This window comes from Rhizobium sp. BIGb0125, from assembly GCF_024810055.1.
Classification (GTDB): Bacteria; Pseudomonadota; Alphaproteobacteria; order Rhizobiales; family Rhizobiaceae; genus Agrobacterium.
In genome coordinates, this window is sequence record NZ_JANUDV010000005.1 from 488,820 (window position 1) to 513,519 (window position 24,700).

The 24,700-nt window shown below is 55.0% G+C and carries 23 protein-coding genes; 4 read left to right on the forward strand and 19 right to left on the reverse strand.

Features of this window, described 5'->3' with window-relative positions:
* Nucleotides 1–3: 3 nt before the first annotated feature.
* From M2418_RS16690 to sppA, 19 genes are all read right to left on the reverse strand, one after another.
* Complete coding sequence (locus M2418_RS16690; protein ID WP_259148040.1) at nt 4–795, reverse strand: 1-acyl-sn-glycerol-3-phosphate acyltransferase; 792 nt, start codon at nt 793–795, stop codon at nt 4–6.
* Between the two features lie 23 nt (nt 796–818).
* Nucleotides 819–1,247 carry a Fur family transcriptional regulator gene (locus M2418_RS16695; RefSeq protein WP_250983312.1) on the reverse strand — a complete coding sequence of 143 codons (429 nt, stop codon included), beginning with the start codon at nt 1,245–1,247 and terminating at the stop codon, nt 819–821.
* 72 nt (nt 1,248–1,319) lie between these two features.
* Nucleotides 1,320–1,814, reverse strand: coding sequence for a ribosomal protein S18-alanine N-acetyltransferase (gene rimI / locus M2418_RS16700; protein ID WP_192486653.1), 495 nt, complete (start codon nt 1,812–1,814; stop codon nt 1,320–1,322).
* A gap of 40 nt (nt 1,815–1,854) precedes the next feature.
* Nucleotides 1,855–2,523: a tRNA (adenosine(37)-N6)-threonylcarbamoyltransferase complex dimerization subunit type 1 TsaB gene (tsaB, locus tag M2418_RS16705; protein ID WP_259147936.1), complete on the reverse strand. Its 669-nt coding sequence runs from the start codon at nt 2,521–2,523 to the stop codon at nt 1,855–1,857.
* A 17-nt stretch (nt 2,524–2,540) separates the two neighbouring features.
* Nucleotides 2,541–3,104, reverse strand: coding sequence for a NifU family protein (locus tag M2418_RS16710; RefSeq protein ID WP_192486651.1), 564 nt, complete (start codon nt 3,102–3,104; stop codon nt 2,541–2,543).
* A 225-nt stretch (nt 3,105–3,329) separates the two neighbouring features.
* Entirely contained in the window at nt 3,330–3,821 is a 492-nt protein-coding gene (locus tag M2418_RS16715) for a universal stress protein (RefSeq protein WP_192486650.1), read from the reverse strand.
* A gap of 123 nt (nt 3,822–3,944) precedes the next feature.
* Nucleotides 3,945–5,009: a tryptophan--tRNA ligase gene (gene trpS / locus M2418_RS16720; protein WP_259147938.1), complete on the reverse strand. Its 1,065-nt coding sequence runs from the start codon at nt 5,007–5,009 to the stop codon at nt 3,945–3,947.
* An 80-nt stretch (nt 5,010–5,089) separates the two neighbouring features.
* Nucleotides 5,090–5,509 carry a VOC family protein gene (locus M2418_RS16725; RefSeq protein ID WP_259147939.1) on the reverse strand — a complete coding sequence of 140 codons (420 nt, stop codon included), beginning with the start codon at nt 5,507–5,509 and terminating at the stop codon, nt 5,090–5,092.
* The gene (gene murJ / locus M2418_RS16730) at nt 5,506–7,098 is read right to left on the reverse strand and encodes a murein biosynthesis integral membrane protein MurJ (protein WP_259147942.1); all 1,593 of its coding nucleotides are present in this window, start codon (nt 7,096–7,098) and stop codon (nt 5,506–5,508) included. Before murJ ends, M2418_RS16725 begins: the two co-directional genes overlap by 4 nt.
* Nucleotides 7,095–9,917 carry a [protein-PII] uridylyltransferase gene (locus tag M2418_RS16735; protein ID WP_310503210.1) on the reverse strand — a complete coding sequence of 941 codons (2,823 nt, stop codon included), beginning with the start codon at nt 9,915–9,917 and terminating at the stop codon, nt 7,095–7,097. Before M2418_RS16735 ends, murJ begins: the two co-directional genes overlap by 4 nt.
* A gap of 97 nt (nt 9,918–10,014) precedes the next feature.
* On the reverse strand, nt 10,015–12,726 hold the full coding sequence (gene mutS, locus M2418_RS16740) for a DNA mismatch repair protein MutS (RefSeq protein WP_259147943.1): 2,712 nt from the start codon (nt 12,724–12,726) through the stop codon (nt 10,015–10,017).
* A gap of 154 nt (nt 12,727–12,880) precedes the next feature.
* Complete coding sequence (locus M2418_RS16745) at nt 12,881–13,762, reverse strand: GNAT family N-acetyltransferase (RefSeq protein ID WP_250983307.1); 882 nt, start codon at nt 13,760–13,762, stop codon at nt 12,881–12,883.
* Between the two features lie 134 nt (nt 13,763–13,896).
* Complete coding sequence (locus M2418_RS16750) at nt 13,897–16,137, reverse strand: hybrid sensor histidine kinase/response regulator (protein WP_259147944.1); 2,241 nt, start codon at nt 16,135–16,137, stop codon at nt 13,897–13,899.
* A gap of 55 nt (nt 16,138–16,192) precedes the next feature.
* Nucleotides 16,193–16,678 (reverse strand): signal peptidase II, encoded by a 486-nt coding sequence (gene lspA / locus M2418_RS16755; protein ID WP_371815210.1) that lies wholly within the window; start codon nt 16,676–16,678, stop codon nt 16,193–16,195.
* A gap of 14 nt (nt 16,679–16,692) precedes the next feature.
* A complete protein-coding gene (locus M2418_RS16760) occupies nt 16,693–17,553 on the reverse strand; it encodes an RNA methyltransferase (protein WP_250983304.1) in 861 nt (286 codons plus the stop codon).
* A complete protein-coding gene (locus tag M2418_RS16765; protein WP_250983303.1) occupies nt 17,550–18,707 on the reverse strand; it encodes a class I SAM-dependent methyltransferase in 1,158 nt (385 codons plus the stop codon). Before M2418_RS16765 ends, M2418_RS16760 begins: the two co-directional genes overlap by 4 nt.
* A gap of 128 nt (nt 18,708–18,835) precedes the next feature.
* Complete coding sequence (locus M2418_RS16770; protein ID WP_192486640.1) at nt 18,836–19,183, reverse strand: DUF1049 domain-containing protein; 348 nt, start codon at nt 19,181–19,183, stop codon at nt 18,836–18,838.
* Nucleotides 19,184–19,253: 70 nt separating this feature from the next.
* On the reverse strand, nt 19,254–19,565 hold the full coding sequence (locus M2418_RS16775; protein WP_192486639.1) for an integration host factor subunit beta: 312 nt from the start codon (nt 19,563–19,565) through the stop codon (nt 19,254–19,256).
* Between the two features lie 26 nt (nt 19,566–19,591).
* Nucleotides 19,592–20,545 (reverse strand): signal peptide peptidase SppA, encoded by a 954-nt coding sequence (gene sppA, locus M2418_RS16780; protein WP_250983302.1) that lies wholly within the window; start codon nt 20,543–20,545, stop codon nt 19,592–19,594.
* A 249-nt stretch (nt 20,546–20,794) separates the two neighbouring features.
* On the opposite strand from sppA, the gene lptC reads away from it, so the two are divergent.
* The 4 genes from lptC (at nt 20,795) to rpoN (ending at nt 24,545) form a co-directional block, all read left to right on the forward strand.
* Nucleotides 20,795–21,460 (forward strand): LPS export ABC transporter periplasmic protein LptC, encoded by a 666-nt coding sequence (lptC, locus tag M2418_RS16785; protein ID WP_192486637.1) that lies wholly within the window; start codon nt 20,795–20,797, stop codon nt 21,458–21,460.
* 81 nt (nt 21,461–21,541) lie between these two features.
* Nucleotides 21,542–22,036 (forward strand): LptA/OstA family protein, encoded by a 495-nt coding sequence (locus M2418_RS16790; RefSeq protein ID WP_250983683.1) that lies wholly within the window; start codon nt 21,542–21,544, stop codon nt 22,034–22,036.
* Between the two features lie 33 nt (nt 22,037–22,069).
* Nucleotides 22,070–22,855, forward strand: a complete 786-nt coding sequence (gene lptB / locus M2418_RS16795) for an LPS export ABC transporter ATP-binding protein (protein WP_192487798.1) — start codon at nt 22,070–22,072, stop codon at nt 22,853–22,855.
* Between the two features lie 154 nt (nt 22,856–23,009).
* Complete coding sequence (rpoN, locus tag M2418_RS16800; RefSeq protein ID WP_250983301.1) at nt 23,010–24,545, forward strand: RNA polymerase factor sigma-54; 1,536 nt, start codon at nt 23,010–23,012, stop codon at nt 24,543–24,545.
* The last annotated feature ends 155 nt before the right edge of the window (nt 24,546–24,700 follow it).

Sequence of the window (24,700 nt, forward strand, 5' to 3'; positions counted from 1 at the left end):
CGACTACCGCCAATAACCACGAAGACTTTGCTGCAACATGCGGCGGATCGCTGCTGTAACACCAACCGCCAGATGTTTGCGGTTGTCACCGCGCTTGAAAGCAACGCTATCGCCAAACGTGACATCAACTTCGAGCGCGCCTGATCTCAAGACGCCCATCAGATGCGGCAAAAGGGTTAGAGATCCCGGCCATGCGACGAGCGGACGGTGGTAACGTCCCATCGCCATTCCATGAACACCGGTATAGGCTATTGCCACCGGTTGCACATAGACAATGCCACCCGGCACCTGCTCCACGGCGGTGGATGCAGCGCCAAACAGCGATGACTTGACCTCAAGAAGCCGGTTACCGTCCGATGTCGTTCCCTCAGGAAACAGCACAACAACCTCGCCGCCCGCCATCCTTTCGGCGATCTCGTTCACCTGCGTGCCCGTGCTGCGTTTCTGCTCGCGGGTGACAAAAATGCTTTTCTGTAGACGTGCCAACACGCCGAAAACCGGCCAGTCGCGTACCTCAGTCTTGGCGATAAAAACTACATCGGTAATGCTGCCAAGGATCATGATGTCCTTCCAGGAAGCATGATTAACCGCCAGCATCAACGGGCGGTTTTTATCCGGTGTTCCATGGACGGTGATTTTCAGGCCAAGGGTGTGGCAGGCAGCACAATGCCAGAAACGCGGCAGCCAGCGTCGTATCTTTAGATCAAATGCCAGACCCAAAAGCTGAAATGGCAGCATAAGTAGGGTCAGCAACGTTAGAACGAAAACGAGATAGATAATCCGCAGCCACAGCATCATAACGTGACTACTCGCACCGCTCAGTGATCTTCAGGTTTTAGCGGTACACCGTAAAGTTCAAGACGGTGGTCCACCAGTTTGAACCCGTGCTCGCGAGCGATCTTTTCCTGGAGTGCCTCGATTTCTGCAGAGCGGAATTCAATCACAACGCCGTTCTTGAGATCAATCAGATGATCGTGATGTTCTTCTGGCACGGTTTCGTAACGAGAGCGACCATCACGAAAATCATGCCGTTCGATGATACCGGCATCTTCGAAAAGCTTTACAGTACGATAAACGGTCGAGATGGAAATGCGTGGATCAACCTCAGACGATCGTCGATACAGCTCTTCCACATCAGGATGATCTTCCGATTCTTGTAAAACGCGGGCAATGACCCGACGCTGATCGGTCATGCGCATGCCACGTTCGGCGCATAGCTCTTCGAGCGTTTTGTTCAGATCTGTCACGTTGTAAGGCCTTCATATCAACGCCCCGCCCTCACGAAGAAGGCGGGATATAGAAAATGGTCATAAACGCAACTAGCGAAGATCGCGCCGCATGACAAGCGCCGTCGACTGTGTACCGTCGGGGGCTGTATAATAGGCCTTGCGTTCCGCGACCTGCTGGAAGCCCAGCTTGCGGTATAGCCCAAGACCTGCGGCATTGCTGGTATCAACTTCGAGGAACATGGAATCGGCGCCACGGCCTGCGGCCTCACGCACCGCCGCCTGCATCAGACGCCAGCCAAGACCCGCACGGCCCAATTTTTCCTGAACGGCAATGGTCAGAATTTCTGCTTCGCCACCTGCCTCACGGGCCAGCACAAAACCGGACAATGGCTTGCTGAAGAACGCGTTGGTCTGGCGTGCTACGAAGCCATAGCAATTGGATTGCACGAGAAGATTGCCAAACTCGTCTTCACTCCACGGCCGCGAGAACCGCAGCTTGTGCAGTTCAGCTATGGCATGGCTATCGTCTTGTACCAAAGGTACAATTTCGAACTGGGGCTTTAGTGTCAAATACTGATCGATCATCGCAGGGAATCACCGCATAAATACATATCATGCCCGATTATCAGGCATGGGCACGTCGTTCCAGCGCAAATCCCGTTTGCGGTCTGGCATCAGGGCCACGCAAGTAGAGCGGAGCCGGGCGAGGTCCGCCTTGCGGCTTGGCAGCACCAAGGCGTGCGACGGCTGTAATTTCGAACCGGTCAGGCTCAACGGCATTCGATTCGCCGTTCAGAAGAATTGCAGCCGACCCGAAAACCTCACCACCCAGGCGTGAGAACAGGGAAATCGCGTCATCCAATGGCAGCAGTTCCGCATTCGTGACAGACGAGCCATCGGCCGCAAAGGACTGGATATAAACCTCGCCACGACGCGCATCCAGAGCAATGGTGACAGGTTTATGTCCGTGCTGATCCTGCCAATCCTTGGCCATCACCTCGAGCGTGGTTAGGCCGACAGCCTCAATGCCAAGGGACAAGGCAAAACCACGCGCGGCTGAAACACCGACACGAATGCCCGTGAAGGAACCAGGACCAATAGTGACAGCAATCCGCTGCACGGCTTTCAGGTCAAGATTGGCTGCTTCGAGTACCTTATCGACAATTCCCATCAACCGCTCGGCGTGGCCTTTGCCGATGGTTTCGCACACTCTGCCAAGAACGGCATCGCTGGCGCTGTCATAAACACAGGCGGCGCAGTCGCCTCCCGATGTATCAAGCGCCAGAACGATCATGCCATTTTGCCTTTGTATTAAACGGATTCGACAGCCTGCACTTCAGGAACGAAGTGCTTGAGCAAGTTCTGAACGCCGTGTTTCAATGTTGCGGTAGAAGATGGGCAGCCCGAGCATGCGCCCTTCATGTTGAGGAACACGGTGCCATCCCGGAAACCACGGAAGGTGATGTCGCCACCATCCTGCGCCACAGCAGGACGAACGCGGCTGTCCAGCAGTTCCTTGATGGTAGCAACGATGGTTTCATCGCCTTCATCGAAAAACTCGTCTTCTTCGTCAGAAAACTCGGCGGTGCGTGCTTCGCCCAGAATCGGGCGACCCGACATGAAATGTTCCATGATCGAGCCCAGGATCGCAGGCTTCAGATGGTGCCATTCAGCACCTTCCTTGGTCACGGTGATGAAATCGAAACCGAAATACACACCGGTTACACTCGGAATTTCAAACAGTGTCTGCGCCAGCGGAGACGCCTGCGCCTGCTCTGCGTTCAGGAATTCTGCCGTGCCGGTTTCCAGCACAACGCGTCCGGGAAGAAACTTCAGCGTAGCCGGATTTGGAGTGGCTTCGGTCTGAATGAACATCACATGTCTCCTTCGGAGCGATCGGCGCCCCTGAATTTAGAATAGTTCAAAAATACGCCGGACAGGCTCATTCTTCAAGCCCGGACATGAGAATTACATTCAACAAATGAGCTTTCGGCAAAGAAAGTCAATTTGTGCGTTTAAAGCATGTTGAACCGCACATCACCAATTGATGGTGCTTGCGCTGTTTGTTTTATCGCACGCGCCTTGCCGCTTGGCGGACGCTCAGCAAAGTGCGTCAATTTCCTCGTCGCTCAGCGTATCTGGCAATACGGTAACAGGAATGGGGAATGCAGCCCCCCTGCCCGCTATGGACGAGACCAGCGGACCTGGGCCTTCCTTGGTTGAACCGGCAGCGAGGACCAGAATGGCAATATCCCGGTCTTCTTCAATCAAACCATGGATCTGTTCGGCGGCGGCACCTTCACGAATGACCACTTCCGGCTCTATACCGACGGTCTCACGTACTTTCTGCGCCGTTTTGGCCATCGAGGCTTCTGCCTCTTCCTGTGCCTCTGCCCGCATGATCTGCTCGACACCCAGCCACTGCTGGAAATCGCCATCCGGAATTACGTAAAGCAAAACAAGGCCGCCATTGGAGTTCTTGGCACGGCGACCCGCATAATGAACGGCCCTTTCGCATTCGGGCGTCCCGTCGATGACCGCCAGAAATTTACGGCGATGACCTTCAAGTCGAGACAGCCGTTTTGAAACCATAGAGCGTGCTCCCTGTTTCTGAAATTCCAGACGATGAAACTCGCCTTTGATACGATTGAGGCGGAGCTTATAGAAATTTGCCAAGCTGACAAGCCGCCCGCACAGACTGCGGGCGGCAAGTTATCACCTGAGAAAGCCAACGATATCGCGGACTTCATTCATGGTTTTTTCAGCAATCACGCCAGCCCGTTCAGAGCCATCTCTCAGAATGGCGTCGATGTGGTTGGTGTCGTCAAGCAGACGGCGCATTTCAAGATTGATCGGCGCCAGAACATTCACAGCCAGATCAATCAGTGCAGGCTTGAAGGCCGAGAACTGCTGTCCTCCAAACTCCTGCAACACCTCTGCCTTGGATTTATCAGCCAGAGCCGCAAAAATACCGACCAGATTTTCTGCCTCCGGGCGGCCTTTCAACCCCTCGGTTTCGCTCGGCAAGGCATCCGGATCTGTCTTTGCCTTGCGAATTTTCTTCGAAATGGCATCCACATCATCCATCAGGTTGATGCGCGACAGGTCCGACGGGTCGGACTTGGACATCTTCTTTGAACCGTCCTTGAGCGACATGACACGCGGCGCAGGACCACCGATCAGGGGTTCAACCATTGGGAAATAAGCGTGCACCGGCTCTTCGCCAACCACGATATCCAGCCCAAGGCCGGCACTTTTGATCTGGCCACCAAAGTCGATATTGAACTTCTGGGCAATATCACGCGCCAGTTCCAGATGCTGTTTCTGGTCATCGCCAACAGGCACATGGGTTGCGCGATAAACGAGAATGTCAGCCGCCATGAGGCTTGGATATGCCAGAAGGCCAAGCGACACCTGCTCGGCATTCTTGCCGGACTTGTCCTTGAACTGCGTCATGCGCTCCATCCAGCCGATGCGCGCCACGCAGTTGAACACCCAAGCCAGTTCGGCGTGCTGTGGCACGGCCGATTGGTTAAACACGATGTGTTTTACCGGATCGATACCGGCTGCGATGAATGCGGCAGCGATAGACCGTGTCTGCGCCCGCAGATCTTCATGCACCAGCTGTGCCGTGATGGCATGCAGGTCAACAACGCAGTAGATGCAGTCACTGTCTTCCTGCAGCGCCACGAACTTGCGAATTGCGCCGAGATAATTGCCAAGATGCAGATTACCGGTTGGCTGAACGCCCGAAAAAACCAGTTTCTTGAATTCGCTCATGAGTGTCCTCGAAGGCTTGTGGAGGGCCTTGCTCCTTGGTTAGATTTCGCGGGCGCTTATGCACCCGCAACACCGCGCAATCAAGTGGGTGAATGACTGGGTTCCAAAAGATCCCAGCGATTGCCGTAAAGGTCTTCGAACACGGCCACGGAACCATAGATCTCATGGCGCGGCTGTTCCAGAAAATGTACACCCTTGGCCAGCATCACCGCATGATCGCGGGCAAAGTCATCCGTGTTCAAAAAGAAACCGACACGACCGCCGGTCTGATTGCCAATGGCCAGCATTTGTTCATCACCGTCCGCCTCGGCCAGCAACAGACCACAACCATCCGCCCCTTTCGGCTTCACCACCAGCCAGCGTTTGCCATCCGGCAGCGGTTTATCAGCAAGGCACTCGAAACCGAGTGTTTCGCAGTAAAATGTTTTGGCCCGATCATAGGTGTCAACAACTAACGTAACCAACGCAATGCGGCGGTTTTGCGCAAAATCGGCACTCATGCTGTTTCATCCTTGGCGGGAGTATTTTTTGCACCGCCCCGTTTGAGATTGCGTCTGACCATGGAAAGCTGCGCTCCACCGGTGGCAAAAGCCAACGCAAAATAAACCGCCATGGCAACGACAATCAAACCGGCAATGGTGCCAGCCCGCACAGCGAAATGCCCATTGGACAACCAGGGATGCAGCCAGCCCATGGCAAACCAGATCAATGTCGCCATAACCGCTGACGCAAAGAGCAGGCGCGGGATACGGGTCAGAAGCGGCGTATCAATCTGCCAATGGCCACGCTTTACCAGCATTGCAAACAACATGGCGGCATTGACCCAACCAGCCACGATTTCCGCAGTGGCAATGCCAGCGCCATCAAAACGTGGGAACAGATAAAGTGCCAGCGACACGTTCACCACAACGGAAATGCCAGCAAACATCATTGGCGTTCTGGTGTCTTCACGCGCAAAAAATCCGGGAATGAAGGCTTTGATCAGAACGAATGCCGGAAGGCCAAGTCCGTAGATACCGAGAATTTCAGCGACCTTGACCGTTGCATCGGCTGAGAAGTTACCACGCTGGTACAGCAACTGAACAATCGGCTCTGCCATAACAAGCAGGGCTGCTGCGGCAGGCAGCGTCAGAAACAGGACAAATTCCACGGAGCGGTTCTGCAACGTCGCTGCTTCAACATGCTGGCCGCCACGCAGGGCGCGCGACAGTTCGGGCAGCAACACGGTGGCAACGGCAATGCCGACGACGCCAAGCGGCAGTTGATAAACGCGATCGGCATAGGCAAGCGAGGCAATAGTCCCCTCGCCGCCCGACGCGATCGCCGTATTGATCAGCAGGTTGATTTGCGTGATGCCACCAGTAATTGCCGCAGGCAACGCCAATATCAGTAGCCGGCTAACGTTTTTCGTCAGGCGGGGACGGCGGAATCCAATTCGCATGCCAGCATTGCGAACGGCAACCCAGACGATGGCAAGCTGCACGACACCGGCAACCATGACACCCCAAGACAGGCCATAACCCACTTCCAGCGGATCATGGCCACCATACCATGCCCAACCGAGGACACCGATCAGGATGATATTGAGGAAAACCGGTGCGATGGCGGCTGCAAAATAACGGTGCAGCGAATTCAGCATGCCGCCCATCATCGCGGCCAGCGACATGCAGGCCAGATAGGGGAACATGATGGTAGCAAGCTGAACGGTGTTGTCGAACTTGACTGTATCGTCGACAAAGCCCGGCGCGATGATGGTGCGCACCAGAAGCGGCATGGCCAACTCCATGGCGATTGTCAGGGCCATCAGCACAGTAAACAGGACGCCGAAAACCTCTTCGGAAAACCTTCTTGCACCCTCCATGCCGCTTGCCTCAATTTCCTTGGCAAACAGCGGCACGAAGGCCGAATTGAAGGCACCTTCGGCAAACAGGCGTCGAAAAGTATTGGGAAACCGGAATGCGGCGTTGAACGCATCGGCCACGGGTCCCGTACCAAGTGCCGCAGCCATCAGCATTTCACGCATGAAACCAAATACGCGGCTGCCCAGCGTGCCGGCGCCAACCGTTGCGAATTTTTTGAGAAGGCTCATGCCTGTGCTTTCATGCGATTGTTTGCGGCTTCCGCTGAGGAAACAGTGGCCGCCTCACCGGTTGCGGCTAACAAATCCTCGGGGTCGGCCATGATGTTTTTCAAACGCGCCACAATTGTGGACTGGCGGTTGTCATTCATCACCTTCTGACCAGTCAGATCTGTGACATAGAAAGTATCGATGACCTTTTCACCGAAAGTCGTGATGCGGGCCGAGGCAATATCAAGCGACAGATCGGCTATGGTCGCGGTGATGTCGGCCAGCAGACCCGTGCGGTCAAGGCACTCAACTTCAACAACCGTGAACTTGTTCGACAGGCTGTTAGAAATGATGACCGACGGCGGAATGTTGAAGGTCCGGTTCTTTTTCTTCGACTTGGTGCGAGTCGCAATCACTTCCGGCAAACGTTTGGTGCCCGACAGCACTTCTTCGATCAGCTTGCAGATGTTGGCGCCACGGCGCATCTCGTCTTCATCGATCGGGAATTCGCGATTGATGAGAATGGTGTCGAGTGCGCGACCGTCAGAAGTCGTGAAAATCTGCGCATCAGCAATGTTGGCACCGGCAGCGGCACAAGCGCCGGCAATCACCGACAGAAGACGCGGATGGTCAGGCGCCAAAATGGTGATTTCGGTAATGGCATGGAAGGAGTGGGTGCGTACCATGGTGGCAAGCGCTTTTTCTTCCTTGTCGGCCGCCCTCAGGAACTTTGTGTGGCGTATCTGGTCATCGAGATCGACCGACAGAAGATAGGGTTCATAATGCAGACCGGTATATTTGCGACGTGCCTTCTGGCCCCAGTCGGTAAGCGCGTCATAGAGTTTTTCGCGAGCAACCTTTGCGCGTTCTTTACGGGAAACTTCAGAAAAACCGCCAGATAGCAGCAGTTCTGTTTCGTAATAGAGTGTGCGCAGAAGCTGGCCTTTCCAGCCGTTCCAAACATCAGGCCCTACGGCACGAATATCGCAGACCGTCAGGATTAGCAGCATTTTCAGCCGTTCCATCGACTGTACCTTATCGGCAAAATCGGCAATGGTTTTGCGGTCATGCAGATCGCGTGTCTGCGCGACCATCGACATCAGCAGGTGCTGTTCGATGAGCCAGGTCACGGTTTCCGTCTGCTTTACGTTCAAACGGAAACGTTGGCAGAATTTACGGGCGACGCGTGCACCGGCAATCGAGTGATCTTCCTGCCGTCCCTTTGCAACGTCATGCAGCAGCACAGCAACGTAAAGCGCTTCGCGGTCTTCGATCATCGGCATCAACTGGTTGACCAGCGGATGCGTATCGATGGCTTGGCCCTTTTCGATTTCCGAGAGAACCGCAACAGAGCGGATAAGATGTTCATCAACCGTGTAGTGGTGATACATGTTGAACTGCATCATCGCGACGATCTTGCCAAATTCCGGAATGAATTTGCCGAGAACACCCGCCTCGTTCATGCGTCGCAGCATCAAAGCGGGGTCGCGCCGCGATGTCAGGATCGACAGGAAAAGACGGTTGGCCTCGTCATTTTCCCGCACCTTGTTATCGATCAGCGACAATGAGCGAGTGAGAACACGCAGTGCATCCGGATGCAGTTCCAGATCATTGATGTCGGCAATGTGGAACAGACGAATGATGTTGACAGGATCGCGCTTGAAGACATCGGGATCGGCCAGTGCAATACGACCGCGGTCTTCTACAAATTCCACGCTGCCAGCAATCTTACGCACGCGGTTGGTAAACCGGTTCAGAACACCGGTGAGGCCGGGAACAGCCTTGGCCTGCCGGTCTTCCAGCGCCGCGCAGACGATGCGCGTCAGATCGCCCACGTCCTTTGCGACAAGAAAATAGTGCTTCATGAAACGTTCAACGGCGGACAGGCCGGGACGCGGCTGATAGCCAAGCGCGGCGGCAATTTCCCGCTGTATATCAAAAGACAGCCGCTCTTCTGCTTTATTGGTCAGAAAGTGCATCTGGCAGCGAACGGCCCAGAGAAAATCATCTGCTTTTTCGAACAGCTTCAATTCGCGGCGTGAGAGCACGCCGAGTTTTACGAGTTCAGCGGCGTCGCGTACGTGGTAATAATATTTGGCGATCCAGAACAGCGTGTGCAGGTCGCGCAGACCGCCCTTGCCTTCCTTGACGTTTGGCTCGACAAGATAACGCGTGTCACCTGCCTTGCGGTGGCGCTGGTCGCGCTCAGCCAGCTTGGCGGCAATAAATTCCGGCCCGGTACCGGTGATCACTTCGGCGTCAAAGCGTTTTTGCAGATCGTCGGACAATGCCATCTTGCCGCAGATGTAGCGCATTTCCAGAATGGCGGTGCGGATGGTCATGTCGGATTTTGAAAGGCGGATACATTCCTCAACCGTGCGGGTGGCATGGCCAACCTTGAAGCCCAGATCCCAGAGAATGTAGAGAACAAACTCGACTGCCTTTTGCATATCCTGCGAATTCTTGGGTGGCAGAAGAAACAGAAGGTCGATGTCGGAGCCAGGCGCCAGCGTATCACGGCCATAACCGCCGACGGCGGTCACGGTAATTTCAGCAGCATCGCGTGGATAAACGTAACTGACCGCCAGATGGTACAACACCTCGATCAGACGGTCCTGCAACCAGGATATACGGCGTGCACAATCCAGTCCGCCACCGTCCGCATCCAGAATCTGGCGTGCCGTTTTCCGTCCATCGTTGCTTGCCTTGCGGAAGATTGGCAATAGTTGCGAACGTGCATCCAGAAGCGGTTTGCCGCTTCCGGCAAACACTGCGTCGCATTCCTTCTGAAAAGCCTCGACGTCGAGGATTTCGGAGTAATCGATTTCCTTGTGGGCCATAAAGCCTGCATCCATTCTGCTTAAGGGTCGCCATAGCCTACCGTAATGGCAAAGGCCTATAGCGATTTTGGGGCGTCATGGACAGGCAATTTAGCGCTCAAGCATTGCCAAGTTGTTTCTTGAGCGCATAAAGCGCGTCCAGAGCCTCACGAGGCGTCATCTCATCGGGATTGAGGGCCTTAACCGCTTCCTCTACCTTGGAAGCGCTGGTTTTACGGGTGTCCTCACGACGCACGGCCATCTGGAACAGTGGCAGGTCATCGATCAACTGGCTTGCCGGATTCTTGCGATCGGCATCTTCAAGTCGTGTCAACACATCGCGCGCACGATCCACCACCGAGGCTGGCAAGCCAGCCAGTCGCGCCACCTGAATACCGTAGGAGCGGTCTGCCGCACCGGGGCCGACTTCGTGCAGGAAAATAACCTCGCCGTCCCATTCCTTGACGCGCATGGTAGCGTTGGACAGTCGGCCAAGTTTTTCCGACAACACGGTCAGTTCATGGAAATGCGTGGCAAACAGACCGCGGCAGGCATTGATTTCATGCAGATGCTCAACGGCTGCCCATGCGATGGAAAGACCATCAAATGTCGCTGTGCCACGACCGATTTCATCAAGAATAACCAAGGAGCGTTCGGTCGCCTGATTGAGAATCGCAGCGGTCTCCACCATCTCAACCATGAAGGTCGAACGACCGCGAGCCAGATCATCGGATGCGCCAACCCGCGAAAACAGACGGTCGACGATACCGATATGAGCAGTCTCGGCCGGTACGAAAGACCCTGCCTGTGCCATGATAGCTATCAAAGCGTTCTGGCGCAGGAAGGTCGATTTACCGCCCATGTTTGGGCCAGTCAGCAACCAAATTGCACCATTCTTGTCGCCGTTCTGCGCAGAAAGATCACAATTATTGGCAATAAACGGACCGACAGACTGGCGTCGCAGCGCCTGTTCGACCACCGGGTGGCGTCCGCCCTTGATTGCAAATGTCATCGAGCCATCAACGACCGGACGGCAGTAGGCCTGCTCAACCGCCAGATAGGCCAGACCAGCCGCGACATCGATAACCGCCAGCGCCAGCGCGCCAGCCTTGATGGCTTCAGCTTCTGAAACCACCGCCAATGTCATCTGCTCGAATGCCTCAAGCTCCATGGTCAAGGCCTGGGCTGCTGCATTGGCAATGCGGCTTTCCAGATCCGCCAGTTCTGTGGTGGTAAAGCGCATGGCACCGGCCATGGTTTGACGATGGATAAACCGGGCCTTTGCCTCATCGGTCGCCATCATGACGTCGGCATTACCGGCCGTCACCTCAATGAAATAACCAAGCACATTGTTGTGTTTGATCTTCAACGATTTGATGCCGGTTTCCTCGGCATATTTCAGCTGCAAACCAGCCACCACCCGCCGTGACTGGTCACGCAGTGCTCGGACTTCGTCCAGTTCCGGGTTGGCACCGTCGCGCAGAAAACCACCGTCTCTTTTCAACAGCGGCATTTCGTCGGCTAGCATGGAGCCGAGCATGGCCTCCAAGCCGTTTGGCAGGGATTTGAGGGCCGAGAGCGCGCCAGCCAGTTCTTCCGGCAACAGACCTTCCTCAAGCAGCGAGGCAATGCTGGATGCGATCGAAAGGCCTTGGCGGATGGCACCGAGATCACGTGGGCCGCCGCGTTCCAGTGCCAGACGCGACAAGGCGCGGGGCATATCCGGCACATGTTTCAGGGCTTCACGCAGCCGCTCTGCCATTGCGTTATCATCGATCAGCCATGAAACCGAATCGAGCCGCGCGTTGATCTTGTCCGGATCCGTCAGAGGTGACAGAAGGCGCTCGGCCAGAAGTCTGGCGCCACCGCCGGTAACGGTGCGGTTGATAGCGCTGAGCAATGCGCCTTCGCGGTCACCGGAAAGCGTTTTTGCGAGTTCCAGATTGGCGCGGGTAGCAGGATCGATAAATAGGGTTGATGCTGCACTTTCGCGCTCCGGCGCCCCCAAGGGTGGTCGCTCGGAAATCTGCGTTTTTTCGACATAGGCAACTGCTGCGGCCGCTGCGGCCAGTTCGGCACGCGAAAAACTGCCAAACCCATCCAACGTCGTGACGCCAAAATAACGGGCAATACGGCCTTCTGCCGTCGCGCTGTCGAACAAAACAGCAGGCTGCGGGACGGCAACACGGCCGAGCACATCAAATACCGGCTTCAGTTCGGCATCGTGAAACAACGTATCGGCAACGATCAGTTCGCGCGGGTCAATACGCCAGATATCGGCGAGAAGCCGTGTCAGGTTCGTCTCTGAAAGGCGGAAAACACCCGTTGAAATATCGATCCAAGCCAGTGCGAACTGCACTTCGGCACCGCCACGGATGCGGGTCAGCGCCATCAGGTAGTTGGACTCGGTTGCAACGAGCAATTTTTCTTCGGTGAGTGTGCCGGGTGTAACAAGACGCACCACGTCGCGTCGGACGACGGATTTCGAACCACGCTTTTTGGCTTCTGCCGGATCTTCAACCTGTTCACAAACGGCAACCCGGAAACCGCGTGTAATCAGTTTCTGAAGATAATCATCCGCTGCATGCACGGGCACGCCGCACATCGGAATATCCTGTCCCAGATGCTGGCCGCGTTTGGTCAGCGTAATGCCAAGCGCCCGCGATGCCGCCACGGCGTCGTCGAAAAACAACTCGTAAAAATCGCCCATGCGATAAAACAGCAGCGAACCGGGATTGTTCGATTTTATCTCAATATACTGCTCCATCATCGGCGTTGCCGATGCACGGCTTTCTTCTGATATCAGCGAGGCGTGGGAATGAACGTCCATCAATGGCTTAGTCGACAATCTGGTCTGTTGCGGGAAACGAACGGCCAAACTAGCGGTTTTGCCCCTTGCAACACAACATGGGCGGCACCGCTTCCCACAGGAAGCTGGTGCGACGAGCCTTTATTCGAGCGCGGTAAGCACCCATCAATACAGGTCAGCTGGCGAAACGGCCGGCATCTGCGCCATAATAATTGACGTAACGGCCGGCGATTGCCGAAACGGGAAGCACGACCAGTACATCCGTTGTGTTGAAGGCGTGGTCGACAACGGCACCGGAACCGAACATCGCACCAAGGCGCATATAGCCCTTGACCAATGGTGGCATGGAAGACACGGCACGGCGGGCATGGACGGCCTCGACTGGCATGAGGTCCATGTCACGGTGAAGTTCGGGACGTGCACTGACTGCCCATTCGCCCTTTGCCGTGTTGTGATGATGCAGGAATGACAGCGCAAGCGCATGGCTTTCCGGGCTGACACCCGGGAACGATGCGCAACCGAACATGCCGTCCATTCTGTGGCGCAGGGCATAAGCCCAATTTCCTTGCCACAACAATTCAACTGTGCGCTTGGTGCGGTATTCCGGCAGCACGCACGACCGACCCAGTTCCATGAACTGCTTGTCGGGGTGGCGCTCCAGGAGATCACCGATCTGGAATTCCGAAGCGGAATAAAAACCACCATGGGCCAGAGCCGTTTCCTGCCGCAGCAAGCGGTATGTGCCGACGATCTGGTCTTCCGTATCGCCTTCGATGGCGCGGTCGAGCACCAGAAGATGATCACAGATAGCGTCGTAGGCATCGACGTCGCGTTTGCGCCGCATGGCGTCGGACGGAAGGCTTGCCTTCATCTCCTCGACAAACACCCGGTAACGGACGGATTGGGCCGCATCAACCTCGCGTTCATTGACCGCAAGGCGGGTTTCCAATGTACCGATACGGCCCAGAAGACCGCTGTCACGTTGCGGTTTGCCGATGACCTGAGCGACCGACGCGCCCTGCTCGGAAATATCGCGGTTCAGTATTTCTGTGACCATGGAGAATCGCTCCGCCACCGATTGAGTTCGGTTGTCATAAATCACTTATTGACGACAGAATAGTGACAACACAGCCCTGCGGCGAAAAGGAGCATCTGTCAATTGTGACAGGGAAATCCACTTAAGGTTAGTACCTACTGCACCATGCTTTCCATCTGCGGCAACAGGGCGTGGATTTCCTCCAGCAGTTGCTTGGGATCGGCCGGTTTTGCCAGAACCGTACTCACGCCTGCGTCCAATACGGATTTGCGCGTTTCAGCCGACGTGTCGGCGCTTAAAACGATAACCGGTACGCGCGGCCACTGCGCATATTCCCGGCAAATATGCGGGAGAACATCCAAGGCTTCACCGCCTGGCATATTGAGGTCTGAAATAATCAGGTCCGGACGAATGGCGGCACCGGGGACTGCGGCGGCCAGCAACGCTGGAAAATCCGTTACCAACTGCACATCGTGGCCGGATTTTTCCAAAACCGCACGCAAAATACGCGCGTTGACCGGATCATCTTCTGCCACCAGAACCATCGGCTTGCGGCCAGCCGGATGTTCGATATCAGCACCGCCGAAACCGGGCTGGTTGTCGTTGATGGCATCACGACGCTCCATGCCACGAAGACGCCCACTCAACACATCCGCGAGTGATTTTTCCCGCAATGGACGGATGAGCCAGGCGTCGTAACCGCCCTGAAGTTGGGTTGCACGCTCCTCGGGATTAACCATCAGGATCCGGCGCACTGGTTTTTCCGACCGACAAGGCCAGCGTTTGACAATATCATCGAACAGGGTGGCACAGCGATGGTCGACAATGATGTCGCTGATCGCCTCGTCCTCCCGCGCGCTATCGAGATCAAGCGCCTCTATGCCTGCCATATCCGATACAACACGGCACCGCCCGCCCAAGGAGTGGATGGACGCCTTGGCGGCCATTGCTGTCATCCCCTCCGGCGATAGAACCAACACATTGCTTTTGGTCAGCATCGTGCGGCGGGCTTCATCATCCTCGCCCGCGGCATCGGCAACGGCCCGAAAACGCAGGATGAAGACACTGCCCTTGCCCTTGGCGCTTTCAACGCTCAAGGAGCCACCAAATTCACGCACGATACGTGCAGAAATTGCCAATCCAAGTCCCGTTCCCGCACTGCGTTGGCGGGCAGAGCCGGCCTGTTCAAATTCTCCGAAAATCCGCGCCTGTTCCGTTTTGGTCATGCCCGGACCCGTATCGGATATCGAGAGAAGAAGATCGTCTCCATCCATCAAAGTGCGGATCAACACCCCACCTGAGGTGGTGAATTTGACTGCATTTCCGATCAGATTAAACAGCACCTGGCGCAATCTTGCCGGATCAAAATCCAGATATTCCGGCACATCGGCTGCCACCGTCGAGGCAATCTCAATGCCTTTTTCATGGGCACGATGGGCAAGCATTTCGACGATGCTTTCAATGAGTCGACGGAGATTTTCCGCACGCGGGTTCAGGCGGAAACGGCCAGCTTCCATCGTCGAAAAATCAAGCAGATCCTCGACCAGTTGCACGAGTGCCTGCCCGGACTGGCGGGTGCCATCAAGGTAGTTGCGCTGCTCATCATTGAGCTTTGTCTGCGACAACAAGTGGTTCATGCCGAGAATACCGCTGAGAGGAAGGCGAATTTCATGGGCGACAGTGGCCAAAAGCCTGCTTTTGACAGCACTTTCCTTTTCGGCTTTTTGCCGTGCTTCCTCGCGCATCATCAAGGCCCGACGTTCATCCGTCACGTCGCGTGCCACGGACTGGATAACCAGACGGTTACTTTGCCCCAGACGCACCACGGCATCCTGCCAGGTGAAAATGCGCTGTCCGTAGGGTGTGGCAATTTCCACGTCGTAACAATGCGCCTTGCCGCCGGGACGGAATGCAACGCCAATTTCCTCGCAGCTCATGCCATCAGGTGCATTGCAGCCAGTCATTTCCCGAAACGTATCATTGGCCTCAATGATACGACGATCCATGCCACGCAGAACCGCGATATCACCCATGGCATCATGGATGGCTGGCAAGAACGAGCCGCCTGCCTGCACATCAGGGCTGTCACTTGAGGTTTTGACAGAGTTATTCAGCCCGCGCAAACCCGGAACCGCGACAGCGCCCAGTGTAGCCAGAGAAGCGAGCGAAAGAGACCAGCCGGCTAGGCCGCTCCACAAAAACGGCAGAGTGGAAACAACGGCAGCACCCGCAGCAAGCCAGATGAACGGCGCTCTGCTCTGCTGACCCGCTGGGTCGAGCTGATCCGCATTGGTCGCGGTCTGCGCCTGATATCTGCCGTCTGCCTTGTCTTGCAGGGCAGACGCATCCTCAAAGACGCCGGAAATTTGCTTGCGAAGATGTGCAGGGTCGCTCATAGCCAATCTCTACCATGTCAGCGGTTTTGATTGGCTTTGCCTAAACGATAAAAGTTTAATCTTTCTGCGCGTCTTTGGCCGTTTTCATCTGCAAAACTTCATCCAGAATGACGCAGGCCGCCCCGATGCTGATGAAGCTGTCGGCAAGGTTAAACACGGCAAATGACCATGTTTGCGTGTGAAACAGGATGTAGTCGATGACGTGGCCATACAGAAAACGGTCGAAGATATTGCCGAGCGCGCCGGCAATGATCAGTGCGAAACCCAGATGCGCAAAACTGCGGTCCTTGGGCGTTTTTTTCCACATCCAGATGACAAAAACCACAATGACCAGACGCATGGTCACGATGAACCAACCGTCCATGTCCGACAGCATGGAAAATGCAACGCCCAGATTATAGGTCCGGTAGAGCGCCAGCATCGGAATAACAGGCACCATTTCCTGCAGAGGCAGATAAAGCTCAACCAGTGTTTTGACGATCTGGTCGATAACCAGCAATGAGACAATGAGCGCCAAAGCCGGGACCAATCGGGAAAACATGCCTGTTTTTTCCATTACGTGCGGAGCTCCAGATCAAGCAGATGTCGCCGCGCTTCAAAAAGCATCACGGCTGTTGCCACCGCAAGGTTGAGTGAATCCGCCCTACCTTGCTGGGGAATACGCGCCAGACGATCCGCCTTGGAGGCAAGTTCCTCTGGCAGACCGGACTGTTCGTTGCCCATCATCAGCACAACCGGCTTGCCCTTGTACGCAATGGTCCGGTAATCGACCGAGCCGGCCAGATGCGTGGCGACAAGATTGACGCCGGACTGCTTTTTCCATTGCAAGAACTCGTCGACGCTGGCCCTGGTAACAGGAACAGCAAACACGGAGCCCATGGTTGCACGCACCGTTTCCAGCGAAAACGGATCCGTGCAATCGCCAATCAGGATAACGCCGGATGCGCCAGCCGCATCAGCGGTGCGGATAATCGTTCCGAGATTGCCGGGATCGCGCACTCTGTCGAGCGCCACGAAGGTCTGGCTTTCCGATGGCTGAATATCGCGCAGCGAGCGCCATTTCTGCTCGAAGATACCAACGACCATTTGTGGATTATCGCGACGGGTGATCGAAGAAATAACCTTCTCGCTGACTTCCAGAACCAGTCCGCCTGACGCAACTGTTTTTGTCGCAACCTTTTCCACCAGAGGCTTGCCCTTGGCAGCCTTGGCATAGACGAGCGTGCGGATTGTCCAGCCCAACTCCAATGCGTCGATGACCAGCTTCAAGCCTTCCGCCATGAAGGTACCGCTCTCTTCGCGACCTTTTTTCTGGGTCAGAGCCTTGATATCCTTGACGATGGGATTGGTCAGGCTGGTGACTTCCTTCACCTGGCCAACGCGCCGCGGTGTTCCGGCTTGATAGTCCTTACTCATTTCGGCTCCCACCGGCTAAACAGGGATGTAGACAGAGCACGACCCGGCGTCTTGCCATCAAGCCCCGCTTCACGAATAACGAGTTCGCCGGAGGCAATCGTTCCACCGGCCCCGCGCATGATATCCATCAGCAGCTCATGGGTGGAATAGAAACTGGCGCGGATCGAATAGGCCGTGAGAACAAGGCCTACTGCCTTTGGTGACAGGATTTCACGGCAGATATCCAGCATCAGCGGCAGGTGGTCGAAAAGCTGCCACACCTCACCATTGGTACCACGACCGAACTTTGGCGGGTCCGTCAGAATGATATCGTAGGTGCTGCCACGGCGCTCTTCTCGCTGAATGAACTTCATGGCATCTTCGCAAATCCAGCGGATTGGCGCTTTTTCAAGTCCGGCAAGTGCCTGGTTTTCCTTTGCCCAGTTGATCGCCTTTTTTGACGCATCGACGTGGGTTACTTCTGCGCCAGCAGCGGCGGCAACAAGGGAGGCAACGCCGGTATAACCGAAGAGGTTTAGAACCTTGACCGGACGGCCTGCATTTTCAACGGCATGTTTCAACCACTGCCAGTGCACGATTTGCTCCGGGAACACGCCAACATGGCGAAATGCCGTGAACCGTCCGAGAAAATCGACGCCCAGCAGCGACAGCGGCCAGGTTTCACCAAGAGCCGCCTTCGGGAAACGCCAGCGTCCCATACCGTCTTCGTCGGTGTCGCCGGTAAAGACAGCGTCGACATTTTCCCAGACACGCGGGGCAAGATTTGGCCGCCACAGCGCTTGCGCTTCCGGTCTGACGATACGGTATTCACCATATTGCTCAAGCTTCAGGCCATTACCGCTATCGATCAGGTGGAAATCACCGGCACCGGTCGATTCCAGAATGACCGGCACCTGTTCTACAGGGCGTTCACCGGTGCGGTTCATCAGGCTACGCTGCGGGATGGGTGCCGCGGATGCAGCAGCAACATCCTTTTGCGCAATCTTGTCTTTTGGCGCCACAGCGGGTCTGGCAGGCCGAGTGTCCTCCTGGCGGCGCTGCGTTTGCCCGCGCTCCCTGGAGGATGCGGATTTTTCCGGGCGGACCGGGCGGGATTGTTTTTTATCCTGTCCGGCAAAGTTCTTGCCACCGGACCGGTTATCTTTTTTCTTCAACGGAAGTTTTCCCATTTCAGGCTATTTTGTCTTGCCAAAGCCAATAGCATCAGTGTGGCGCGTGGCAAAGGCCTCAGCGCGATTGCACGAAAAACAGCGATAGAAAAGGCGTTAATTCGCGCCAGCGTTCACTTGGCTGGCAGCTGGGCGTCTGAATGAACGACGGTTGCGCGGGCGGCGACAGCCTTCTGGCGGTCCGCTTCGGCATGCCAACGATTGGCTTCCTTCGCCTCAACACGCGCACGCTTGCGATGTTTGCCCTGTGTGACCCAGGTTGCCGCCGAGCCTACGAGAATACCGAAAATAACGGCGAGAAACAGGAAAACAAAAAACGGTGCGGAGAAAGACAAAACGCTGTCTTCCGGCCGGAACGGATTAAGCGCCAGCGTAACCGACTGGCGATTGGCAACGGACAGGACGATCAGCACGATACCCAGCGGAACCAGAACCAGAAGGTTGATGATCTTTTTCGACATGGGGTACTCCGTTCATGCTTTTCATCATGATGCGCAAAGGATGAAACCATCCAGCGGCATCCTCACAAACTCAATCTTCGTCGTCGTCTTCGACATCGCCCATACCAGGGTTCAGGCGCTCACGCAGTTCCTTGCCGGTTTTAAAGAAAGGAACCCACTTTTCTTCAACGAAAACCGATTCACCTGTACGTGGGTTGCGACCGGAACGAGAAGGACGGTTTTTAACCGAAAAGGCGCCGAAGCCACGCAGTTCAACGCGGTTTCCACCCGCCAGAGCATCCGTGATTTCGTCAAGAACCGCGTTGACGATGTTTTCCACGTCACGGTGATAAAGGTGCGGATTACGCGCAGCAACAATCTGCACCAGTTCAGACTTAATCACGACTGCCCCCTGAAAGAATTGGCTTTTTAGTGTGGCTCAACCTGCCAAACCGAAACGAGACCGTCAAGAAACAACTTGTCGGTTGCCTCGCTTGCGGCCCCTGCAAGTGGCAGAAAATCCTCATATCCGAGCATTCTGGCAACTTTTGCCAACCCGAGAAGTGAAAATGGCGTGGATGATGACGGCGCGCGCCAGTCAGCGACCGGCAGATTTTCGTCTATATCACGCTCTTTAAGGTAAGCGCGAATCTCTTCATCGCCACCCAAACGGTCCACAAGCTTCACGGCCAGCGCCTGCCGACCGGTAAAGATCGAGCCATCTGCGAGTTTCAGAACCTCCTCGCGGGACAGTTTGCGACGATCGGCAACCAGATCAACAAACCAGTCATAGGTATCCATGATCATGCTTCGGATCATGGTTTTCGCCTCTTCAGGCGGCTCATGGAACGGTGACGGCTCTGCCTTCAACGGCGTCGATTTGATTTCCTGCAAGGACACGCCGAGCTTATCAAGAAGTGGGCCTACCTGTGGATACTGGAAAATAACGCCGATGGAACCGGTGATCGATGTTTCACCAGCTACGATAACGTCACCGGCACTGGCGATCATGTAACCAGCAGATGCTGCAAGAGTGCGGACGTCAGCGACAACCGGCTTCTTGTCAGACACGGCGCGAATTGCCTTGAAGATGCGTTCGCCGCCATAGGTCGTGCCGCCGGGCGAGGAAATGGAAACGATAAGCGCCTTGGCATTGTCGCTCTTGGCAATCTTGTCCAGCCGTTCCAGCAGTTCCGTGTCGTCACGAATCAAACCGGAAATCTCAACACGGGCAACATGCGCCGAGCCGGATTTTGAGCTTGGAGTGTAAACCATGCGATATGCGGTAAAGCAGGCTGCTATAAGAAGAAGTACCGCTGCAACACGCCAGAATGTCAACTTACGGCGTAATTGCCGCCTGTCAGCGATTGCCATGCGATCCATTTTTTCACGTCCCTTGATGAGGTCTAGCGAAGGCTTAACACTATTTGCGTTACAGCCGGTTTTATATTGCCGCTCACGGGAAACAAATAAAAAAGCCTGTTTTCGGTAAAAATCACGCCCTACTTGTATGGCACGCATAAAAAACCATATTGGCAGAACCTTTCGCACATGCCAAAGACAAACGTTGAAACACAAAGGCCGACCCGGATTTATGGTATCCTGTCCGCTTTTACCCGGGACATCTAAGGAATGCTCGACAAGCTACGCGAATCGCCAGCACTTGCGTCTGTGCCCACCGATGGTGGCGCAGCCTATGGCACTGCTATGCGACATTCTTCGCGCGTTCGCCGGCTGAAAATCATTCTTCCGGCTGCTGCACTGCTGATTTCCATGGTTTTTATTGGTGTGTCGCTGATCAAGGCCTGGTGGCCAGCTGACGTATCGGTAGAGAGCGCGACGATTGAAAACGGCAAGATCGTCATGGAAAAACCGGCTGTTGCGGGTCGAAATGATGATGGTATCGCCTATTCGATGACCGCCGATCGTGCCTTGCAGGACATTGCCAGCCCAAATTTGATGACACTTGAAAATGTGCTTGCCGCCGTTCCCATGAACGATATTGTGGCTAAGGTAACAGCAAGCGGCGGCGTGTTTGACCGCAACACCAACAAGATGCAAATGACTGCGCCGTTCGAGATCAATATGACCAACGGCATCAAGGCAAAATTCCAATCTGCAGATGTTGATTTGCGTGCTGGCAAGATGCAAACGAGTGAAGCGGTAGACATTACTACCAAAGATGGTTCGATTGTTGCACAAAGCATGCAGATCGCAGATAATGGCAGAACAATAATTTTTTCGGGGCAGGTTCGGGCACGGCTCGCTGCATCGACCATACAACAAGCTGAAAATTGAAAGCCCGACCCGATGTCACGATCCTTACGTTGTTCGATTTTCCCAATCCTCGCGCTGCTGTCCGGCTCGGCTGCGGTTTTGATGCTGGCAGGAACTGCCTCCGCGCAAAACACAACGAGCCAGATGGAGGGGCTGAAGCTCTCCAATGACCAACCGATTGCCATTGAAAGCGATCAGTTGGAAATTCAGGACCAGGAGCGCAAAGCCTACTTCACAGGCAATGTGAAAGTTGTTCAGGGAACTACAACCTTGAAGGCCGGCAAGATGACCGTGCTTTACAAGGGTGAAGGATCGTCGCTCACCAGCGGTAATGCCGATATCGAAAAGATTTTCGTCGATAACACGGTGTACCTGAATTCCGGCACACAGGAAGCAACGGCCGATCATGGCGAGTTCGACATGGCAGCCCAGACCTTTATCCTGTCGGGCAAGCAGGTGGTGCTATCTGAAGGCAAAAACGTTTTCACCGGCTGTAAGCTGACGGTGTTCATGAACACCGGACAGGCAAAGCTGGACAGCTGTGGTGGGCCGGTTCGCATTTTGCTCGACCCGAAATCACAGAAAAAACAGCCATAAGAATTGCTCGTGAAAATTCCTTCTCTATCTCGCCTGTTCTCCGACAAAGCCACGCCCGGCAACCCCCTCAATCTCTCAGGGGATAAAAGCCGTTACGAAGGCACACTGATCGCGCACAGCTTGTCGAAAACCTACAACACCCGCCGGGTAGTGAATGGGGTTTCCCTTGTGGTGCGCCGTGGCGAGGCCGTGGGCCTGCTTGGACCCAACGGTGCGGGCAAGACAACCTGTTTTTACATGATCACTGGCCTTGTGCCGGTTGATTCCGGGCGTATAGCCATCAATGGCAATGACGTGACGGGAATGCCGATGTACCGCCGCGCCCGCCTTGGCGTTGGCTACCTGCCACAGGAAGCATCGATTTTCCGAGGCCTGACGGTTGAGGACAATATTCTTGCCGTTTTGGAAGTGCACGAAAAAGATCGCAAGAAACGCGATACCAAGCTGAATGAACTGTTGGAAGAGTTCCACATTGCGCATCTGCGCAAATCGCCGGCGGTTGCATTGTCGGGTGGTGAACGCCGACGTCTTGAAATTGCCCGTGCGCTCGCCACAGACCCAACCTTCATGCTGCTCGACGAACCATTTGCCGGTGTCGATCCTATTTCTGTGAGTGACATCCAGAACCTTGTGCGACATTTGACGGCACGTGGCATTGGCGTTCTCATCACCGATCACAATGTGCGTGAGACGCTGGGACTGATTGACCGAGCTTACATTATTCATGCCGGTGAGGTTCTCACCCACGGTCGCGCGACCGATATCGTGAACAATCCCGACGTGCGCAGGCTTTATCTCGGAGATAATTTTAGCCTGTAATCGCTCATTCGCGAAAGAATCTTCCTTCAGACGCTCCTGTTGTGCTTGACCAAATCTCATAAAAAAGCAATTTTTGGGCCAAGTGCTATTTCATTCACCGCCAACCTTAAAAAAAGCGGTCAGGAAGGCGTTGAAGGGGAGTTTCGCGTCCGTCATGGCATTATCCGCTAGCCTTTTTCTGCGTCAAAGCCAATCGCTCGTCATGACGCCACAGCTGATGCAATCAATCCAGTTGCTTCAGATGACCTATGGCGAGTTGGAACAATTTATTGCGCAGGAAGTCGAAAAGAACCCGCTGCTTGAATTTGCAGCAGGTGATGAGGGCGTGAGCAGTGAGACCCCCGATGACAGCTTTGGTGTTGCCGAGCCGGATTTTGAGCCTTCAGACACACATGCTGCCGATCAGGATGAGTGGTACAACGAACGCAGCACTGGGCTTGGTGAACAGCTCGATACCAGTTTCGAAAACGTATTTCCGGATGATGGTAACCAGCGCAAGGCGGATGCCCCTGAACTGGCCGATCAATGGAAATCGATGCCAGGCAATGATAGCGGCGAGGCTTATGACCTTGACGACTTCGTCGCGGCAAAAACCAATTTGCGGGATTACATCAACCAGCAAGTGCCGTTCATTTTGCAGGATGCCACTTCGCGGGTAATTGCCGATATCCTTGTGGATCAGTTGGATGAGACCGGCTACATCCACGCCGATACCGTGTCCGAGACAGCCGAGCGTCTGGGCAAGGATGCGCAGGATATCGAACGTATCGTTGCCGCCTTGCAAACGCTCGATCCCCCCGGGATCTTCGCCCGTTCTTTAAGTGAGTGCCTGGCGATACAGCTTCGACAAAAAGACCGGTTTGACCCCGCCATGCAGGCGCTCGTCGGCAATCTGGAGCTGCTGGCAAAGCGAGATTTTGTAACCCTGAAAAAGCTCTGCGGTGTGGATGAGGAAGACCTCCTCGACATGCTTGGCGAAATTCGTGCACTCAACCCGCGTCCCGGCTCAGGCTTTGAAGCCTCTGTTTCAGAAACGATCGTGCCTGACGTGATCGTTCGGGAAACACCTGATGGAACATGGCTTGTGGAACTCAATCCCGACGCATTGCCGCGTGTTCTGGTCAATCAGTCCTACTATGCGCAGATTTCGCGCCTGCCCGCCCGTAAGGGCGAGGACGAAGGATTTTTGTCCGAATGCCTTCAAAATGCAAACTGGTTGACAAGAAGCCTCGACCAACGCGCCAAGACAATTATGAAGGTTGCCAGCGAAATTGTCAGGCAGCAGGATGCGTTCCTGATGCATGGTGTTGACCACCTTCGCCCTCTCAATCTCAAGACCGTGGCGGATGCGATCAAAATGCATGAATCGACCGTCAGCCGCGTCACGTCAAAAAAATATATGCTGACACCGCGCGGCATGTTCGAGCTGAAATATTTCTTCACGGTTTCCATTGGTGCCGTGGAAGGAGGCGACAGCCATTCGGCCGAAGCTGTGCGTCATCGCATAAAAGTGATGATCTCTCAGGAGACGCCCGATGCCGTTCTCTCCGATGATGACATTGTGGACAATCTGAAGCAAGGCGGGGTCGAATTGGCTCGCAGAACAGTCGCGAAATATCGTGAAGCGATGAACATTCCCTCGTCTGTGCAGCGCCGGCGGGAGAAGAAAGCCCTTGCAAAACTGGGCTAAGGGCGCCGTTTGCCACCGACAGCACATTTACGAACCGTAAATATATGCCTCCAGCCGCCTTTAGTAGCATTGACTCCTGATTGCCCCAAGAGTAGAAGCGCGCACCTTTACGGGATGATCGAGACGAACAAACTCCCTTAATCGAAAGGCAGAAC

Excerpts from the sequence above, each read along its gene's own strand:
- M2418_RS16690 (WP_259148040.1), bottom strand. The coding sequence starts at position 795 with ATGCTGTGGCTGCGGATTATCTATCTCGTTTTCGTTCTAACGTTGCTG.
- rimI (WP_192486653.1), bottom strand. The coding sequence starts at position 1,814 with ATGATCGATCAGTATTTGACACTAAAGCCCCAGTTCGAAATTGTACCT.
- tsaB (WP_259147936.1), bottom strand. The coding sequence starts at position 2,523 with ATGATCGTTCTGGCGCTTGATACATCGGGAGGCGACTGCGCCGCCTGT.
- M2418_RS16710 (WP_192486651.1), bottom strand. The coding sequence starts at position 3,104 with ATGTTCATTCAGACCGAAGCCACTCCAAATCCGGCTACGCTGAAGTTT.
- M2418_RS16715 (WP_192486650.1), bottom strand. The coding sequence starts at position 3,821 with ATGGTTTCAAAACGGCTGTCTCGACTTGAAGGTCATCGCCGTAAATTT.
- trpS (WP_259147938.1), bottom strand. The coding sequence starts at position 5,009 with ATGAGCGAATTCAAGAAACTGGTTTTTTCGGGCGTTCAGCCAACCGGT.
- M2418_RS16725 (WP_259147939.1), bottom strand. The coding sequence starts at position 5,509 with ATGAGTGCCGATTTTGCGCAAAACCGCCGCATTGCGTTGGTTACGTTA.
- murJ (WP_259147942.1), bottom strand. The coding sequence starts at position 7,098 with ATGAGCCTTCTCAAAAAATTCGCAACGGTTGGCGCCGGCACGCTGGGC.
- M2418_RS16735 (WP_310503210.1), bottom strand. The coding sequence starts at position 9,917 with ATGGCCCACAAGGAAATCGATTACTCCGAAATCCTCGACGTCGAGGCT.
- mutS (WP_259147943.1), bottom strand. The coding sequence starts at position 12,726 with ATGGACGTTCATTCCCACGCCTCGCTGATATCAGAAGAAAGCCGTGCA.
- M2418_RS16745 (WP_250983307.1), bottom strand. The coding sequence starts at position 13,762 with ATGGTCACAGAAATACTGAACCGCGATATTTCCGAGCAGGGCGCGTCG.
- M2418_RS16750 (WP_259147944.1), bottom strand. The coding sequence starts at position 16,137 with ATGAGCGACCCTGCACATCTTCGCAAGCAAATTTCCGGCGTCTTTGAG.
- lspA (WP_371815210.1), bottom strand. The coding sequence starts at position 16,678 with ATGTTTTCCCGATTGGTCCCGGCTTTGGCGCTCATTGTCTCATTGCTG.
- M2418_RS16760 (WP_250983304.1), bottom strand. The coding sequence starts at position 17,553 with ATGAGTAAGGACTATCAAGCCGGAACACCGCGGCGCGTTGGCCAGGTG.
- M2418_RS16770 (WP_192486640.1), bottom strand. The coding sequence starts at position 19,183 with ATGTCGAAAAAGATCATCAACCTTCTGGTTCTGGTTCCGCTGGGTATC.
- sppA (WP_250983302.1), bottom strand. The coding sequence starts at position 20,545 with ATGGATCGCATGGCAATCGCTGACAGGCGGCAATTACGCCGTAAGTTG.
- lptC (WP_192486637.1), top strand. The coding sequence starts at position 20,795 with ATGCTCGACAAGCTACGCGAATCGCCAGCACTTGCGTCTGTGCCCACC.
- M2418_RS16790 (WP_250983683.1), top strand. The coding sequence starts at position 21,542 with ATGCTGGCAGGAACTGCCTCCGCGCAAAACACAACGAGCCAGATGGAG.
- rpoN (WP_250983301.1), top strand. The coding sequence starts at position 23,010 with ATGGCATTATCCGCTAGCCTTTTTCTGCGTCAAAGCCAATCGCTCGTC.